At 61.6% G+C, this 13,166-nt stretch carries 14 protein-coding genes; 9 read left to right on the top strand and 5 right to left on the bottom strand.

Going from position 1 to position 13,166, the window contains the following annotated elements:
- Position 1: 1 nt before the first annotated feature.
- From ACQZ5K_RS22335 to ACQZ5K_RS22325, 3 genes are all read left to right on the top strand, one after another.
- The gene (locus ACQZ5K_RS22335) at positions 2–1,084 is read left to right on the top strand and encodes an FAD-binding oxidoreductase (protein WP_035237666.1); all 1,083 of its coding nucleotides are present in this window, start codon (positions 2–4) and stop codon (positions 1,082–1,084) included.
- 186 nt (positions 1,085–1,270) lie between these two features.
- Positions 1,271–1,735: a BA14K family protein gene (locus ACQZ5K_RS22330; RefSeq protein ID WP_448741433.1), complete on the top strand. Its 465-nt coding sequence runs from the start codon at positions 1,271–1,273 to the stop codon at positions 1,733–1,735.
- Positions 1,736–1,957: 222 nt separating this feature from the next.
- Entirely contained in the window at positions 1,958–2,473 is a 516-nt protein-coding gene (locus ACQZ5K_RS22325; protein WP_003521062.1) for a BA14K family protein, read from the top strand.
- Between the two features lie 55 nt (positions 2,474–2,528).
- On the opposite strand, the gene ACQZ5K_RS22320 is transcribed toward ACQZ5K_RS22325, so the two are convergent.
- Positions 2,529–3,524 carry a transporter gene (locus ACQZ5K_RS22320; protein WP_448741432.1) on the bottom strand — a complete coding sequence of 332 codons (996 nt, stop codon included), beginning with the start codon at positions 3,522–3,524 and terminating at the stop codon, positions 2,529–2,531.
- A gap of 221 nt (positions 3,525–3,745) precedes the next feature.
- On the opposite strand from ACQZ5K_RS22320, the gene ACQZ5K_RS22315 reads away from it, so the two are divergent.
- From ACQZ5K_RS22315 to ACQZ5K_RS22305, 3 genes are all read left to right on the top strand, one after another.
- Positions 3,746–5,530 (top strand): acyl-CoA dehydrogenase, encoded by a 1,785-nt coding sequence (locus ACQZ5K_RS22315; protein ID WP_448741431.1) that lies wholly within the window; start codon positions 3,746–3,748, stop codon positions 5,528–5,530.
- Between the two features lie 10 nt (positions 5,531–5,540).
- Positions 5,541–6,299, top strand: coding sequence for a crotonase/enoyl-CoA hydratase family protein (locus ACQZ5K_RS22310; protein WP_174056389.1), 759 nt, complete (start codon positions 5,541–5,543; stop codon positions 6,297–6,299).
- A gap of 89 nt (positions 6,300–6,388) precedes the next feature.
- Positions 6,389–6,712, top strand: a complete 324-nt coding sequence (locus tag ACQZ5K_RS22305; RefSeq protein WP_003521066.1) for a hypothetical protein — start codon at positions 6,389–6,391, stop codon at positions 6,710–6,712.
- On the opposite strand, the gene ACQZ5K_RS22300 is transcribed toward ACQZ5K_RS22305, so the two are convergent.
- Positions 6,713–7,963 (bottom strand): class I SAM-dependent RNA methyltransferase, encoded by a 1,251-nt coding sequence (locus tag ACQZ5K_RS22300; RefSeq protein WP_448741430.1) that lies wholly within the window; start codon positions 7,961–7,963, stop codon positions 6,713–6,715. It abuts the gene before it with no gap.
- Positions 7,960–8,712: a TlyA family RNA methyltransferase gene (locus ACQZ5K_RS22295; RefSeq protein ID WP_448741429.1), complete on the bottom strand. Its 753-nt coding sequence runs from the start codon at positions 8,710–8,712 to the stop codon at positions 7,960–7,962. Before ACQZ5K_RS22295 ends, ACQZ5K_RS22300 begins: the two co-directional genes overlap by 4 nt.
- 268 nt (positions 8,713–8,980) lie before the next feature.
- On the opposite strand from ACQZ5K_RS22295, the gene ACQZ5K_RS22290 reads away from it, so the two are divergent.
- From ACQZ5K_RS22290 to ACQZ5K_RS22280, 3 genes are all read left to right on the top strand, one after another.
- A complete protein-coding gene (locus tag ACQZ5K_RS22290) occupies positions 8,981–11,002 on the top strand; it encodes a methyl-accepting chemotaxis protein (protein WP_448741428.1) in 2,022 nt (673 codons plus the stop codon).
- Positions 11,003–11,156: 154 nt separating this feature from the next.
- On the top strand, positions 11,157–11,552 hold the full coding sequence (locus ACQZ5K_RS22285) for an ACT domain-containing protein (RefSeq protein WP_448741427.1): 396 nt from the start codon (positions 11,157–11,159) through the stop codon (positions 11,550–11,552).
- A 29-nt stretch (positions 11,553–11,581) separates the two neighbouring features.
- Positions 11,582–11,953 carry a nuclear transport factor 2 family protein gene (locus ACQZ5K_RS22280; protein ID WP_448741426.1) on the top strand — a complete coding sequence of 124 codons (372 nt, stop codon included), beginning with the start codon at positions 11,582–11,584 and terminating at the stop codon, positions 11,951–11,953.
- 46 nt (positions 11,954–11,999) lie between these two features.
- On the opposite strand, the gene ACQZ5K_RS22275 is transcribed toward ACQZ5K_RS22280, so the two are convergent.
- Together ACQZ5K_RS22275 and ACQZ5K_RS22270 are read right to left on the bottom strand one after the other, a co-directional pair.
- Positions 12,000–12,308 carry a putative quinol monooxygenase gene (locus tag ACQZ5K_RS22275; RefSeq protein WP_448741425.1) on the bottom strand — a complete coding sequence of 103 codons (309 nt, stop codon included), beginning with the start codon at positions 12,306–12,308 and terminating at the stop codon, positions 12,000–12,002.
- A 6-nt stretch (positions 12,309–12,314) separates the two neighbouring features.
- Positions 12,315–13,109 (bottom strand): helix-turn-helix domain-containing protein, encoded by a 795-nt coding sequence (locus tag ACQZ5K_RS22270; RefSeq protein WP_269830364.1) that lies wholly within the window; start codon positions 13,107–13,109, stop codon positions 12,315–12,317.
- Positions 13,110–13,166: the final 57 nt, after the last annotated feature.

Below are 13,166 nucleotides of genomic sequence, written 5' to 3'. Positions count from 1 at the left end.
GATGAATATGGTTGTGACCTATAAGCATATTGACGAGATGAAGCCATGGAGCGACAAGCTCCAGCTTCTGGAGTGCATCTCGGTGACGCCCGAGACGCCCGATGTGATGACGTTCCTGTTCCGCTCGGAGGATCAGAACTGGTTCCGTTATCTGCCGGGGCAGTTCGTCACCTTGGAATTGCCGGTGGGCAAGGAGCCGCTTTACCGCACCTACACATTGTCCTCCAGCCCCTCGCGGCCCTATGCGCTGTCGGTCACGGTCAAGGCGCAGGCCAACAGCATCGGCACGCGCTGGATGTTCGACAATCTGAAACCCGGTATGAAAATCCGGGCGCTCGGGCCGCTCGGCGACTTTTCCTACGTCAAGCATCCCGGCGACAAATATCTGTTCATCTCGGCAGGCTCCGGCGTTACGCCGATGATGTCGATGGTGCGCGACATGAGCGACCGCGCGCCGCAGAGCGATATTGCCTTCATCAATTGTTCGCGTACCCCCGGCGATATCGTTTTCCGCCACGAGCTGGAATATCTCGCCCGCTTCATGCCGAACCTGTCTCTCGGCTTCATTGTCGAGAAATGCGGCCGCACCGATCTGTGGTCCGGGCTGAAGGGCATGGTCGACAAGGCCAAGATCGCGCTGCTCGCGCATGATTTCATGGAGCGCACCGTCTTCTGCTGCGGGCCGGAGCCGTTCATGGCCGCCGTCCGCTCGATGCTCGATGCCTCCGGCTTCGACATGAGCCGCTATCATCAGGAAAGCTTCGCGCCGGCCGCGCCGGTCACCGTTGGTGAAACTGTCCTCACCGGGGCGGATGGCGAGGCGCTGTCGATGGTGGGTTTCACCCTTTCCGGCAAAGAAATGCCCTGCCAGCCCGGCCAGACGGTTCTGATGACGGCGCGCGCCGCCGGGGTCCGTATCGGGGCGGCCTGCGAATCGGGGATTTGCGGCACCTGCCGGGTGCTGAAGCTTTCCGGCGAGGTGGAGATGAACCACAATGGCGGCATTCTCGATGAGGAAATCGAGGAAGGCTATATTCTCGCCTGCTGCTCACGCCCGTTGACCGATGTAAAGGTGGAAGCCTGACACGAGCAGGCGTTTCATTTCATACGTCTTTCACCGGATGGTTGTCTTGGAACCAAATTTCTCTAAACTCGTTTGCACGTCATCGAATTCTTTTCGGGCATGAAACGGGGCTGTCCCATATCTCCGACAAGAGCGAGTGGGTAAAAAGGCGCGGGTCCAACGCGCTGAAGCAAACGGAGGAAGATCATGATGAATTTCCGGACAACGAGTGTCGCCACGGCGATGATCGTGTTCCTCACCAGCTTTACGCCGTCGCAGGCGTTCCAGGTCCCTGTTCCGATGCCCAAGCCGGCGGTTTCGACCGATAATGTCTTGCCGGTGCAGTACCGTGAATGGGACCGCCGATACGACCGCCGGCATGGCGACCGCATGTATCGCCCGCGCCCGCCGCGCGACGGCTATTATAACGGTCACCGCGGCTATCGCGATCGTCGTCCGGGTTACCGTTATCACAATGGTTACTGGTTCCCGCTCGCTGCCTTCGCGGCCGGCGCGATCATCGGCGGTGCCATGCAACAGCCGCGTCCGACCTATGGCGGCAGCCATGTTTCCTGGTGTCAGAACCGCTGGCGGTCCTACCGGGCTTACGACAACACCTATCAGCCGAACAGCGGTCCGCGCCGCATATGCGTATCGCCTTACAGCCGCTGACAGGACTTTCGAAAGCCCGGATTTGATCCGGGCTTTTGTTTTGCCGCTGCCGGATCGGGTAAACGAAGCGTGATGGGATCGTTAATCCTGGGTTCAGGCGAAAACGCCTAGCCTGCAACCTGCAATGTTCCAGCCAGACCGAAAAACTGGCCGAATGAGAATAAAAAAGTGTTATTATTCACGGAGAACGGCCTGTTGACCGTCGTGAATGGAGGAAGTCAGATGAGAAGCTATATGAAGAATATCCTGGCTGTCGGTCTTTCTGCGATTGTGGTTGCGGGAGCGATTGTTCCGGCGGAAGCAGCAATGCCTTTGCCGATCACGCCGAAGAGCGTTGAGACCGCAGGCAACGATGCCAGCAAGAATATCGTGAACGTGCAATATTGGCGTGATCGCGACGGCTGGGGCGATCGTCGCGGCTGGTATCGCGGCCACCGTGGTTATCGCGATTACCGCCCGGGCTATCGTCACCATGACGGTTACTGGTTCCCGCTCGCAGCCTTTGCGACGGGCGCGATCATCGGCGGCGCACTCTCGCAGCCGCGTGAAGTCTACCGCCCGGTACCGGAATATCGTCCGCGCCCGGTCTATCGCGAATATCGCCCGGTCTATCGTGGCGGCATGAGCCGCGCGCATGTGAACTGGTGCTATGGCCGCTATCGTTCCTACGATGCCTATAGCAACACGTTCCAGCCGTATCACGGCCCGCGCCAGCCCTGCTATTCGCCCTACGGCTGATAGAGCCGCTTCAATCGAAAGAGCCGTCCGGTCGCCACCGGGCGGCTTTTTGCTGTCACAAGATCCGCGCGCGCTTCAGCACGAACCAGGCGAGCGCAACCGAAATCATGATGAAGATGCTGGCCGACAGCGTGCCGCCCGTGCCGACGGTAAACGGCAGCTCATCCGTATTCATACCGAAGAAACCGGTGACCAGCGAGGGCGGCAGCAGGAATGCCGTCATCAGCGACAGGATATAAAGATGTCGGTTCGTTTCCGACGAGAGTTTGGAATCGATTTCTTCATGCAGCAGCCTTGCCCGCTCCTGCAGGGCATAGACATCATGGTCGACAGCCTCCAGACGGCCCATCAGGCGTGAGGCGACATCCTCGAAACCATCTGGCATCTCGTCATCATCGGCGGCCGAAGCCCGCCGCATCAGGGTCAGCACGGTGCGTAGATGCCGGTGCAGGCGAACCACGGTGCGGCGCAGCGGGGCGAGACGCCGCCGCTCATTACGGTTCTCGCTGTCATAGACCATATCCTCGATGGCGTTCAGCTCTTCCGTGGTCTCCATCACCAGATTGATGAGCGAGCGCTGGAATTCCGCCACCAGCCCCTCGAACACATGCGAGGGCGTGAGGTAGCGGTTGGAATTCTTGTCGACCGCCGCTTTCAGCCGGTCCACCGAATGCAGCGGCTGCAGGCGGGTGGTGATGATGAAACGGTCGCTCACCGCAAAATGCAGCCAGCCGAAATCGCGCGTTTCCTTGTCGAATTCCCGCTGGAAATCGACCAACGTGCCATAGAGCGATTTTTCATCGACCACGATGGACGGATGTGTCTCATGGGTCGTAAGGCTTGCCCGCGCCGCCGGATCGAGACCTTCTATGGTCTCGAGAAAACCCGCTACACGCTGATCGGCGAGGTTGAGATGCAGCCAGAAGAACCCTTCGCACTCTGCCATTTCGTGAAAGCCGGCATCGGGCGCGAGCCGCCGGCAGGGGGCCGTACCGGGATGAAATTGATAGGCCCAGACAAGGCCGGGAATAACGGGCGTTACGAGATCCATCGTGGCAGTCCTGACCGGCTGGATGGGAGGGGGGAGGCGTCCGTCGTTCCGGGGTGGGAGCGGCGTGCGGCGAGGCGCCTTTCAGCGCATGCTGAGCAAATTCATATGACAGTTTTATAACAATCCCGCCGAAATGACGGGAATTTTCAAATTGACGTTTACGTAAAAATCATTTAGCCCGAAGGCAGTAGCAAGATGCCAGAGCTTCGGGAGGAGGCAGCATGTATAGCGCGCCGGTGGACGATATCGCCTTTACACTCAAACATGTAGCGGGTCTTGAAGACGCGCTGTCGACGGGTGCGCTGGGAGACCTTGGGGAAGAACTGGTCGATGCCATTCTGCACGAAGCCGGCCGGTTCGCCACCGCCGAGGTCGCGCCGCTCGCCGACATCGGCGACCGCCAGGGCGCAAAGCTTGCCGACGGCAAGGTGACGACACCGGATGGCTGGGCCGATCTTTACCGCCGCTGGGCGGAAGCGGGCTGGAACAGCCTGACGGCGCCGGAAGAATTCGGCGGCCAGAACCTGCCGCATATGCTGAATGTCGCCGCACTCGAAATGTGGAATTCCGGTTCCATGGCCTTTGCGCTGGCCCCGACGCTGACCATGGGCGCGGTGGAAGCCCTTGTCGCCCACGGCAGCGATGACCTTAAGCGCACCTATCTGCCGAAACTCGTCTCCGGCGAATGGACCGGCACGATGAACCTCACCGAGCCGCATGCGGGTTCGGACCTCGGCGTCCTGAAGACCCGGGCGGAGCGCAATGGCGACGGCACCTACCGCATCTTCGGGCAGAAGATTTTCATCACCTGGGGCGAACACGACGCGGCGGACAATATCATCCACCTCGTTCTCGCCCGCCTGCCGGATGCGCCGGCCGGCACGCGTGGCATCTCGCTGTTCCTCGTGCCGAAATTCCTGCCCGATGACAACGGCGCGCCGGGCAGCCGCAACGATCTGTTCTGCCATTCGCTGGAACACAAGCTCGGCATTCACGGCTCGCCCACCTGCACGATGATCTTCGGCGACGGCAAATTCGGCGAAGGGAAGGGCGCTCTCGGCTGGTTGATCGGCGAGGAGAACAAGGGTCTCGCCTGCATGTTCACCATGATGAACAACGCCCGCCTTGCCGTTGGCATGCAGGGCGTGGCGATTTGCGAGGCGGCGACCCAGAAGGCCATCGAATATGCCAGGGAGCGCACGCAGGGCAAGGCGCCCGGCTGGCAGGGCTCCGGCATGAGCCCGATTATCGAACACCCGGATATCGCCAGAACGCTTCTGACGATGAAGGCGCTCACGCAAGGGTCGCGGGCGATTTCCTTCAGCTGCGCGCACGCCATCGACATGGCGCATGCGACTGAAGACGCCCGGCAGCGCGCTCACTGGCAGGAGCGCGCTGCCCTTTTGACACCCATCGCCAAATCCTTCTCCACCGATGCCGGCGTCGATGTCGCCTCCATGGGCATTCAGGTGCATGGCGGCATGGGCTTTATCGAGGAAACCGGCGCGGCGCGTTATCTGCGCGATGCCCGCATTGCGCCGATCTATGAAGGCACCAACGGCATTCAGGCCATCGATCTGGTGCTGCGCAAGCTGCCGCTCTCCGAAGGCGCGCAGGTGCGCGGTTTCATCGCCGAACTGCGCGAGATCGCCGCCCGCACAGCCGCGTCGAACCGCGACGATCTCGGCGAGACCGGCCGTTATCTCGAAGCCAGCCTCGCCGATCTGGAGACGGCGACCGACTGGCTGCTGGACCGCATCAAGGCAGGCGAAACCGAAACGGCGCTCGCCGGTGCGACGCCCTATCAGCGCCTCTTCGGCCTGGCGCTCACCGGCGCCTATCTCGCCAAGGGTGCACTGGCCGCCGTCGATGATGGCAGGAGCGGGCATCGCGCAGCCCTTTGCCGTTTCGCAGCGGAAAATCTGCTGGCGGAAACGGCGGCGCTGAAGGATCGCGTTATCGCCGGCGCGGCAAGCCTTGCCGCCGCCCGCACCGTATTGGCTTGAGGAGGCTCAGATGTCGGACGAACACATTCTCGTCGAGCGCGTCGGCCATGCGCCGGAAGTCTTGACCATCCGCTTCAACCGGCCGGACAAGAAAAACGCCATCACCGATGCCATGTATCTGCGCATGGCAGACGCCCTGCAGGCCGCCAATGCGGACCGGGAAATTCGCGTCGTCGCCTTTCTCGGCACGGAAGGCTGCTTCTCCGCCGGTAACGACATGGCCGATTTTCTGGCCTTCGCCATGTCGGGAGGAAAGGGCAAACTCGCCGCATTGGAACTTCTGAAAGCGCTCGTCGCTTTCGAAAAGCCCATGGTATCCGGCGTAGACGGGCTCGCCATCGGCATCGGCACGACGCTGAACCTGCATTGCGACCTGACGGTCGCCTCCAGCCGCAGCCTGTTCAAGACCCCATTCGTGGATCTAGCGCTGGTGCCGGAAGCGGCTTCCAGCCTGCTCGTGCCGAAACTCATGGGACACCAGCGCGCCTTTGCGCTGCTTGCCATGGGCGAAGGTTTTTCCGCCGAGCAGGCATTGCAGGCCGGAATGATCTGGAAAGTCGTCGCCCCGGAACATGTGGAGAGCGAAACGCTGGCGCTTGCCACCCGGCTTGCAGCCAAACCGCAGCAGGCGCTGAAGATCGCCCGCGATCTGGTTCGCGGCAATCCGGACGATCTTCTCGCCCGCATCGAAGAGGAAGGCCGTCATTTCATCGCGCAACTGCAAAGCGCCGAAGCGCGCGCCGCCTTCGAGGCATTCATGCGCCGTTAAGCGTTCCGGCAGGAATTCCTTGCTGTTAAGCAACCGGGCAATATGGGTTGGGTTAAATAATGCAACGTCATCGCCCGAAAGCCACCCGCATGCGTCACGTCGTTTTCGCCCTGTCCGTCTTCCTCTGCGCCGCCACCGTCACCGAAGCGGCGGCGATAACGCGCCCTCCGGCGGCTTCCGCCGGCAATGTCATTCTGGCGCAATCCGTCATTACCGAAGACGATGGCTCGGATTATTATTCCGGCCGCAACCGCGACCGCCAGCGCCGCGCCCGTTTCGTCTGCGTCATTACCCCGCCGGAGAGCGCCAATCGCCGCCGGCCCTATGTCTGCCCCATCGAGCGGGGCCGTGTGGGCGGCGCCTGCCGCTGCTCGGGCGTGGTCGGTAACGGCACGGTCGATACGGCCTGGTGATTATTTCTCCAGCGTCGCCACCGCTTCCACATGCGGCGACCAGAGGAACTGGTCGACCGGCGTGACGCGGGTGATGCGATAGCCGCCTTCCATGAGGATGGTAAGATCGCGCGCAAGCGTCAGCGGATTGCAGCTCACCGCAACGATCTTCTTCACCGTGCTGCGGGCCAGTTCCTTGCACTGGAATTCCGCACCAGCGCGCGGCGGATCGAAGACGACAGCGTCGTAATTTTTCAGTTCGCTCGTCATCAGCGGCCGGCGGAAGAGATCGCGTTTCTCGACGCTCACCGGCTTCAGGCCCTGTGTGTTGCGGGCGGCGAAGTCCAGGGCCTTCAGCGGCTTGTCTTCGGCTTCCACCGCATGCACCTTGCCGATGCGTGCGAGCCTCAGCGCGAAGGTGCCGGAACCGCAGAAGAGATCGGCAATGCGCTTCGATTTGCCGATATGGCCAAGCACCAGCTCGGCCATGGCATCTTCCGCCTGTTTCGTCGCCTGCGTGAAACTGCCGGCCGGCGGGGAAACCGCAACGCCGCCGAATTCGATGATCGGCTTTTGCGGTTCGATCAGGATTTCACCTGAGAGCGAAACACGGGCAATGCCGCGCATGGCAAGCACCGTTTCCGTGAGTGTGCGCCGCTGCTTGTCGCTGACCGACTTGATGCCTTCGACCGAAATATCGAGACCCGAGAGCGTTTCGAGAACGGTGATGCGGAACGGTTCGGCATTCGCCACCATGGAAAGGCCGATGGCGCGGATGGCGTCCAGCCGCGAAACGATGCCGGGCGAGGTGACGGGACATTCTTCGATAGCGACGATGTGGTGGCTGTTCGCCTGGCTGAAACCGAGCAGCAGACCCTTTTCCGTCTTGCGGGCGGCAAACACCGCGCGGCGGCGCTCGCCGGGGCGACAGATGACGAGATCGTCCACCGGCGGCGTCAGGCCTTTCGATTTCAGCGCCGAAACCACCAGCTCTCGCTTGTAGGCATGGTAAGGCTGATCGGAAAGATGTTGCAGCGAACAGCCGCCGCAGGTGCCGTTCTTGCCATCGGGGCCGAAATGGCGGCAGGCCGGTTCACGGCGCTCCGCCGAGGCTTCCGTTATCGACATGACGGTGCCGTGGTCTTTCACCTTCGCAATCGCGACCGTTTCTCCAGGCAGCGCGAAGGGCACATAGACCGGGCCGTCGGGACAGTGCGCGATGCCGTCGCCCTGCGCGCCGAGGCTTTTGATGGTGACGGTCTGTGTGCTCATGGCTTTTCGCCTCCGAGAAGAAATTCGATATTGCCGTCGCCGCCGGAAATCGGCGAGGGAATGAGGCCGAGGCTTTTCCAGCCCATGTCCTCGGTCAGCCAGCCCTCCAGCTCGGCGGCCACGGCAGGCGCCGTTTCCGGTTCTTTCAACAGCCCGGCCTTGCTGATGGCGTCGCGCCCCGCCTCGAATTGCGGCTTCACCAGCAGAACCGCGAGAGCGCCCGGCTCCGCAAGCTCGAGTGCCGGCGCAAGCGCGAGCTTCAGCGAAATGAAGGACACGTCGGAGACGATGAAGCCGATGGGCCGGTCATCGATATCTTCCGCCGTCAGGAAACGCGCATTCAGCCCTTCCAGATTGGTCACGCGCGGATCGTTCTCTATCCTTGCATGCATCTGCCCGTGGCCGACATCGACGGCGGTGACGTGTTTGGCGCCACGCTCCAGCAGCACCTCGGTGAAACCGCCGGTCGAAGCGCCGACATCGAGACAGTCATGGCCCGACGGGTCGAGCCGGAAATGATCGAGCGCGGCCACGAGCTTCAGCGCTGCGCGCGAGACATAGGCCTGCGCCGGATCGCTGATGGCGATTTCGGCATCGCCAGCGACGGTCTGGCTCGGTTTGGTGACGATTTTACCGTTGACGCTCACGGTGCCGCGCGCAACCGCGTCGCGCGCACGCGAGCGGCTGGCGAAGTGGCCGAGCGACACGAGAAGCTGGTCAAGCCGTTCATTTTCAGATGTTTTGGACATGGTCCCGTGTCAATGACCGCCAAACCCCGCCGATGCAAGCGATTTATCGCTGAAAGGGGCCGGCGATGCCCGCTGTCGCCCATTGATGTTGCACCGCAAAGTCAGAATGTTCGATTAATCCAATATAAAGGCTTGTATTGCACTTTGTGCACAAGGCCCGTGCGGCCACCGGAACCTGCCATGACGGCATCTCCTCCCATCCACAAAATTGCGGCCGTTGCAGCGCAGACGCTTGCTTCGAGGCATCGGGTCGCCGAGAGAGTTTGCGATGTCGCTTAAAAACCTCCCCATCAATCTGAAGCTCATAGCCACCTTCTGTGCCTTGATGAGCGTGTGCCTGCTCGCTTCCGCGGTCGTATTCTGGCAGACGCTGGGGAGCGAGCGTGTCACGATCGAAAACAACCGCACGAAGGATATCATCCAGGCCGTGGATGGCGCGACGGCAGCCATGCTGGAACAGGCCGTCAACCAGCGTGGCTTCCTGCTGTTTCGCAGCGACAGCACCTATAACGATGTATTCGCCCAGCGCGACCTGATGCTGAAGAAGCTGGACGAGGCCCGCGCGCTGGCTGTCGGCCGGCCGGACATCCTGACATCCATCGACGACATGCAGAAATCCGCCACCGTGTTCTTCAAGGAACTGGCGGAACCGCAGATCGCCGCACGCAAGACGACCGAAGCGCCGATTTCCGAAATCATCGAGATCGGCCGCAATCAGGCCAAGGGCCAGCTCGATGGCTTCCGCGCCTCCGCCGCCAAGATCAAGGAGCAGCTGAACGGCCTGTCCACCGCTTACGCGGCAGAACAGCAGGCAGCCGCACTGAACCTGAAATATGCGCTTCTGGGTGGCGGCGCTGTCGCCGGTCTTCTGGCCGTTGCCCTCATCTGGGCGCTGTCGCGCTCCATCGTCACGCCCATCGTTGGCATGACGGCGGCGATGAGCCGGCTTGCCGATGGCGATCTGACGACGGAAGTTCCGGCCACGGATCGTGGCGACGAAGTCGGCAAGATGGCGAAGGCCGTTCTGGTCTTCAAGGAAGCCGGTCTGGAAAAATCCCGCCTTGCCGGCGAGACCGACCGCATGCGCTCCGCGACGGAGGCTGAACGCCGCCGCAACGAGGAAGAAAAGGCCAAGGACGAGGCCGCCAGCGCTTTTGCCAGCGCCGAGCTTGGCAAGGGCCTTGCCGCTCTCGCGGATGGCGATCTCTCCTATCGCATCGAGACGCCTTTTGCGCCCGCCATCGATCCTGTTCGTGTGAATTTCAACAGCGCCGTCGAAAAACTCCAGCAGGCGCTGCGCACCGTCGGTGAGAACGCAGCCGCGATCAATGCCGGTGCTTCGGAAATGCTCTCCGCCGCCGACGACCTGTCGCGCCGCACCGAGCAGCAGGCGGCCTCCATCGAGGAAACCGCCGCAGCGCTGGAAGAAGTTACCACCACGGTGCGCGATAGCGCCCGCGGAGCGGAAGATGCCGGCAATCTGGTCCAGCGCGCCCGCGCCGGTGCGGAAAAGTCCGGCGTCGTGGTCCGCAAGGCGGTCGCCGCCATGCGTGAAATCGAGAAATCCTCGGGCGAAATTGGCAACATCATCGGTGTCATCGACGATATTGCCTTCCAGACCAACCTGCTGGCGCTGAACGCCGGCGTCGAAGCCGCCCGCGCCGGTGATGCCGGCAAGGGCTTTGCGGTGGTTGCGCAGGAAGTCCGCGAACTTGCCCAGCGTTCCGCCAATGCCGCCAAGGAAATCAAGACGCTGATCGGCGCTTCCAGCCAGCAGGTGGAAAACGGCGTCAATCTGGTCGACGAGACCGGCAAGGCTCTGGAACTCATCGTTGCGGAAGTCGAAGAGATCAACGCCCATGTCAGCGCCATCGTCGTCGCTGCCCGCGAACAGGCGACCGGCCTGCAGGAAATCAATACGGCCGTGAACACCATGGATCAGGGCACGCAGCAGAATGCCGCCATGGTGGAACAGCAGACCGCCGCCAGCCATTCGCTGGCCCGCGAAGCGGGAGCACTGAACAGCCTGCTCGGCCAGTTCAGAATGGATGGCGCACGCGCTGCCGTTGCCAGTGCCGGCGGATATTCCGCGCCGCGCCAGTCTTCCGCCAGACCCGCCTTCCAGCCCGCGCCGGCCGCACCGGCCCGCAAGGCGCCGGTAAATTCGGCCTCCGCAACCGCAAGGCCTGTCGCCTCGCCGGCCCGTGCGCTTGGCCAGAGCCTTGCCCGCGCCTTCGGCGGTGCTGCCGAAGCACCGGCTGCCAAGGATCAGGACTGGACGGAGTTCTGAGCAGGCCGGTCACGGTTGCGTAGCAAGAATTGGGGGGCCGGTAAGGCCCCCTTTTTATTGGTAGGTTTTCGCGTCAAATAAGGGCTGGCACTCAACTGCACGTATCGGCAGCTGGTAAGCCAAGCCTTCGTATTTTGAGAAAGGTAATTTTCAGATGGCAGCGCGCGTCAAGTTACTGGTTTTGGAAGGCGAGTATGGGGTGGCACGTCTTCAAGCGTCTGAAGCCATCCCCGCATGGGCCGATGGTGGCGGGTTCGTCAGCATCAGCCGGACCGATGACGAACTTTCCATCGTCTGCCGGAAAGACCGCATCCCGCTGGATGTCCAGTTTGAGGCGGGCTGGTCGTGTTTTAAGTTTCAGGGGCCATTTGCCTTTGATGAAACGGGCATCGTCCTGTCCGTCATCGAGCCCTTATCCACCAATGATATAGGAATATTTGTGGTTTCGACTTTCGATGGCGATCACCTGCTGTTGAAAGCGGGCGACCTGGAAAAAGCCTTCGGTCTGCTGGCAAATGCGGGGCATTCGCTCATCAAAGAATCAATTTAGCCACGACGGCATTTCCGCAGAGGTGTATTTTGAATAGTGAAATAGAGCTTCCGGTACAAAAGCCGCTTGAGGCCTACAATGCCCGTGACATCGATGCCTTCATGCTCTGGTGGGCGGATGATTGTCAGTATTACGCTTTCCCGGCGACGCTTCTGGCAGGAAGCGCGGCAGAGATTCGAGAGCGTCACATCGAGCGCTTCAAGGAACCGGATCTCTATGGGAAACTGCTGACGCGCATTGTCGTTGGCAATGTCGTCATCGACCATGAAACGGTCACCCGGAACTTTCCGGAAGGAAAGGGAGAGGTCGACGTTGCCTGCATCTATGAAGTTGAGAACGGCAGGATCGCCAAGGCCTGGTTCAAAATCGGCGAACCGCGGATATTGTCGCGAAAATCCTAGCGCGTGCAAAAGGATGCACGCGTGGGATTCCTTATGATCCACGTCGCTATGCGGCGTGATCCGCCCGCATGGGGTGCCAGACGGAAATATCGCGCGGGGCGTCGAGAAGATCGGGCAGGGCATCGTGCCATGCCTGCCGATAGGGCCGGTGAATCTGAACGTCGATGACGTCCTGATGGTCGCTCCAGGTCTCATGCAACAGGAAGCGGTTCTCGTTTTCACCATCCCGGTGCAGGGTTGCGTTCACGAAGGTCTTTTCATGCCGCATGGCGTCGAGCAGCGCATTCAGCAATTCGAGAAAGCGCTCGCGCTGGCCGGGGCGGACCTGAAAGCCGATGAGATAGGTGGTGTGCACGGGGTGTTACTCCTTGGTGCCTTGCATCAGTGCTTCGCGGGTTACCGCGTCAGCGGGGTAGAAACATTCCAGCACCAGTTCGGACAGCGTGACGTCTGTGGCCGTTCCGAAAACCGTGGTGGTTGAAATGAAGCTCAATATGCCGCCCGAAGATGGATCGCGAAGCTGGAGCGGTATGGCCAGAGGATCGGCCCCGGCGGCGTGGGGCGAGGCCTTTGGCGCGGGATAGGCCGCAAGCTCCGCATGCAGCCGGGAAAGCACCTCGTCTCCCGTCTCTTCGCCCTGACGGCGCAGGCGTTCCAGCAGGTGATGACGCCATTCGGCGAGGTTGACGATGCGGGAACTCAAGCCCTCCGGATGCAGGCTCAGCCTCAAGGCGTTGAGCGGCGGGCGAAGCAGCTCTTCGGAAACGCCGGCCAGAAGCGACGTGATCGCCCTATTGGCGAGAACGACGTTCCAGTGCCGGTCAACGGCAAGGGCGGGGAAGGGCATATGCCCATGCACCACAGTTTCGACCGCCTGCCGGGCCGCCGCCATATCGGGCGCATCCATCGGCCGTTCGGAATGAACAGGTGCATAACCCGCCGCCAGCATCAGCCGGTTGGCGGCGCGGGCGGGCATGGAAAGCTGCTCCGCCAGTTTCGCGAGCATCTCGCGGCTGGGGGATGATCGCCCGCTTTCCACGAAACTCAGATGGCGCGCGGATATGTCCGCCTCCATCGCCAGATCGAGCTGGCTCAACCTGCGGCGCGCACGCCATTCCTTCAGCACCTGGCCGACATGTTCTCGATGATGTGTCATGCCCGCAACCTAGCAGAAGAGAGCGGCAATGCGATTACCTCTGAGGTAATTGTTCCG

It is taken from the genome of Agrobacterium sp. 22-226-1 (assembly GCF_053522345.1).
Note: the sequence above shows the minus strand (reverse complement) of the source record. Positions and strands in the feature narration are given on the sequence as shown.

Bases quoted from the DNA above. Each gene is read 5' to 3' on its own strand.
- ACQZ5K_RS22300 (WP_448741430.1), bottom strand. From the start codon at position 7,963: ATGAGCACACAGACCGTCACCATCAAAAGCCTCGGCGCGCAGGGCGAC.
- ACQZ5K_RS22310 (WP_174056389.1), top strand. From the start codon at position 5,541: ATGTCGGACGAACACATTCTCGTCGAGCGCGTCGGCCATGCGCCGGAA.
- ACQZ5K_RS22320 (WP_448741432.1), bottom strand. From the start codon at position 3,524: ATGGATCTCGTAACGCCCGTTATTCCCGGCCTTGTCTGGGCCTATCAA.
- ACQZ5K_RS22315 (WP_448741431.1), top strand. From the start codon at position 3,746: ATGTATAGCGCGCCGGTGGACGATATCGCCTTTACACTCAAACATGTA.
- ACQZ5K_RS22290 (WP_448741428.1), top strand. From the start codon at position 8,981: ATGTCGCTTAAAAACCTCCCCATCAATCTGAAGCTCATAGCCACCTTC.
- ACQZ5K_RS22295 (WP_448741429.1), bottom strand. From the start codon at position 8,712: ATGTCCAAAACATCTGAAAATGAACGGCTTGACCAGCTTCTCGTGTCG.
- ACQZ5K_RS22305 (WP_003521066.1), top strand. From the start codon at position 6,389: ATGCGTCACGTCGTTTTCGCCCTGTCCGTCTTCCTCTGCGCCGCCACC.
- ACQZ5K_RS22270 (WP_269830364.1), bottom strand. From the start codon at position 13,109: ATGACACATCATCGAGAACATGTCGGCCAGGTGCTGAAGGAATGGCGT.
- ACQZ5K_RS22335 (WP_035237666.1), top strand. From the start codon at position 2: ATGAATATGGTTGTGACCTATAAGCATATTGACGAGATGAAGCCATGG.
- ACQZ5K_RS22285 (WP_448741427.1), top strand. From the start codon at position 11,157: ATGGCAGCGCGCGTCAAGTTACTGGTTTTGGAAGGCGAGTATGGGGTG.
- ACQZ5K_RS22330 (WP_448741433.1), top strand. From the start codon at position 1,271: ATGATGAATTTCCGGACAACGAGTGTCGCCACGGCGATGATCGTGTTC.
- ACQZ5K_RS22325 (WP_003521062.1), top strand. From the start codon at position 1,958: ATGAGAAGCTATATGAAGAATATCCTGGCTGTCGGTCTTTCTGCGATT.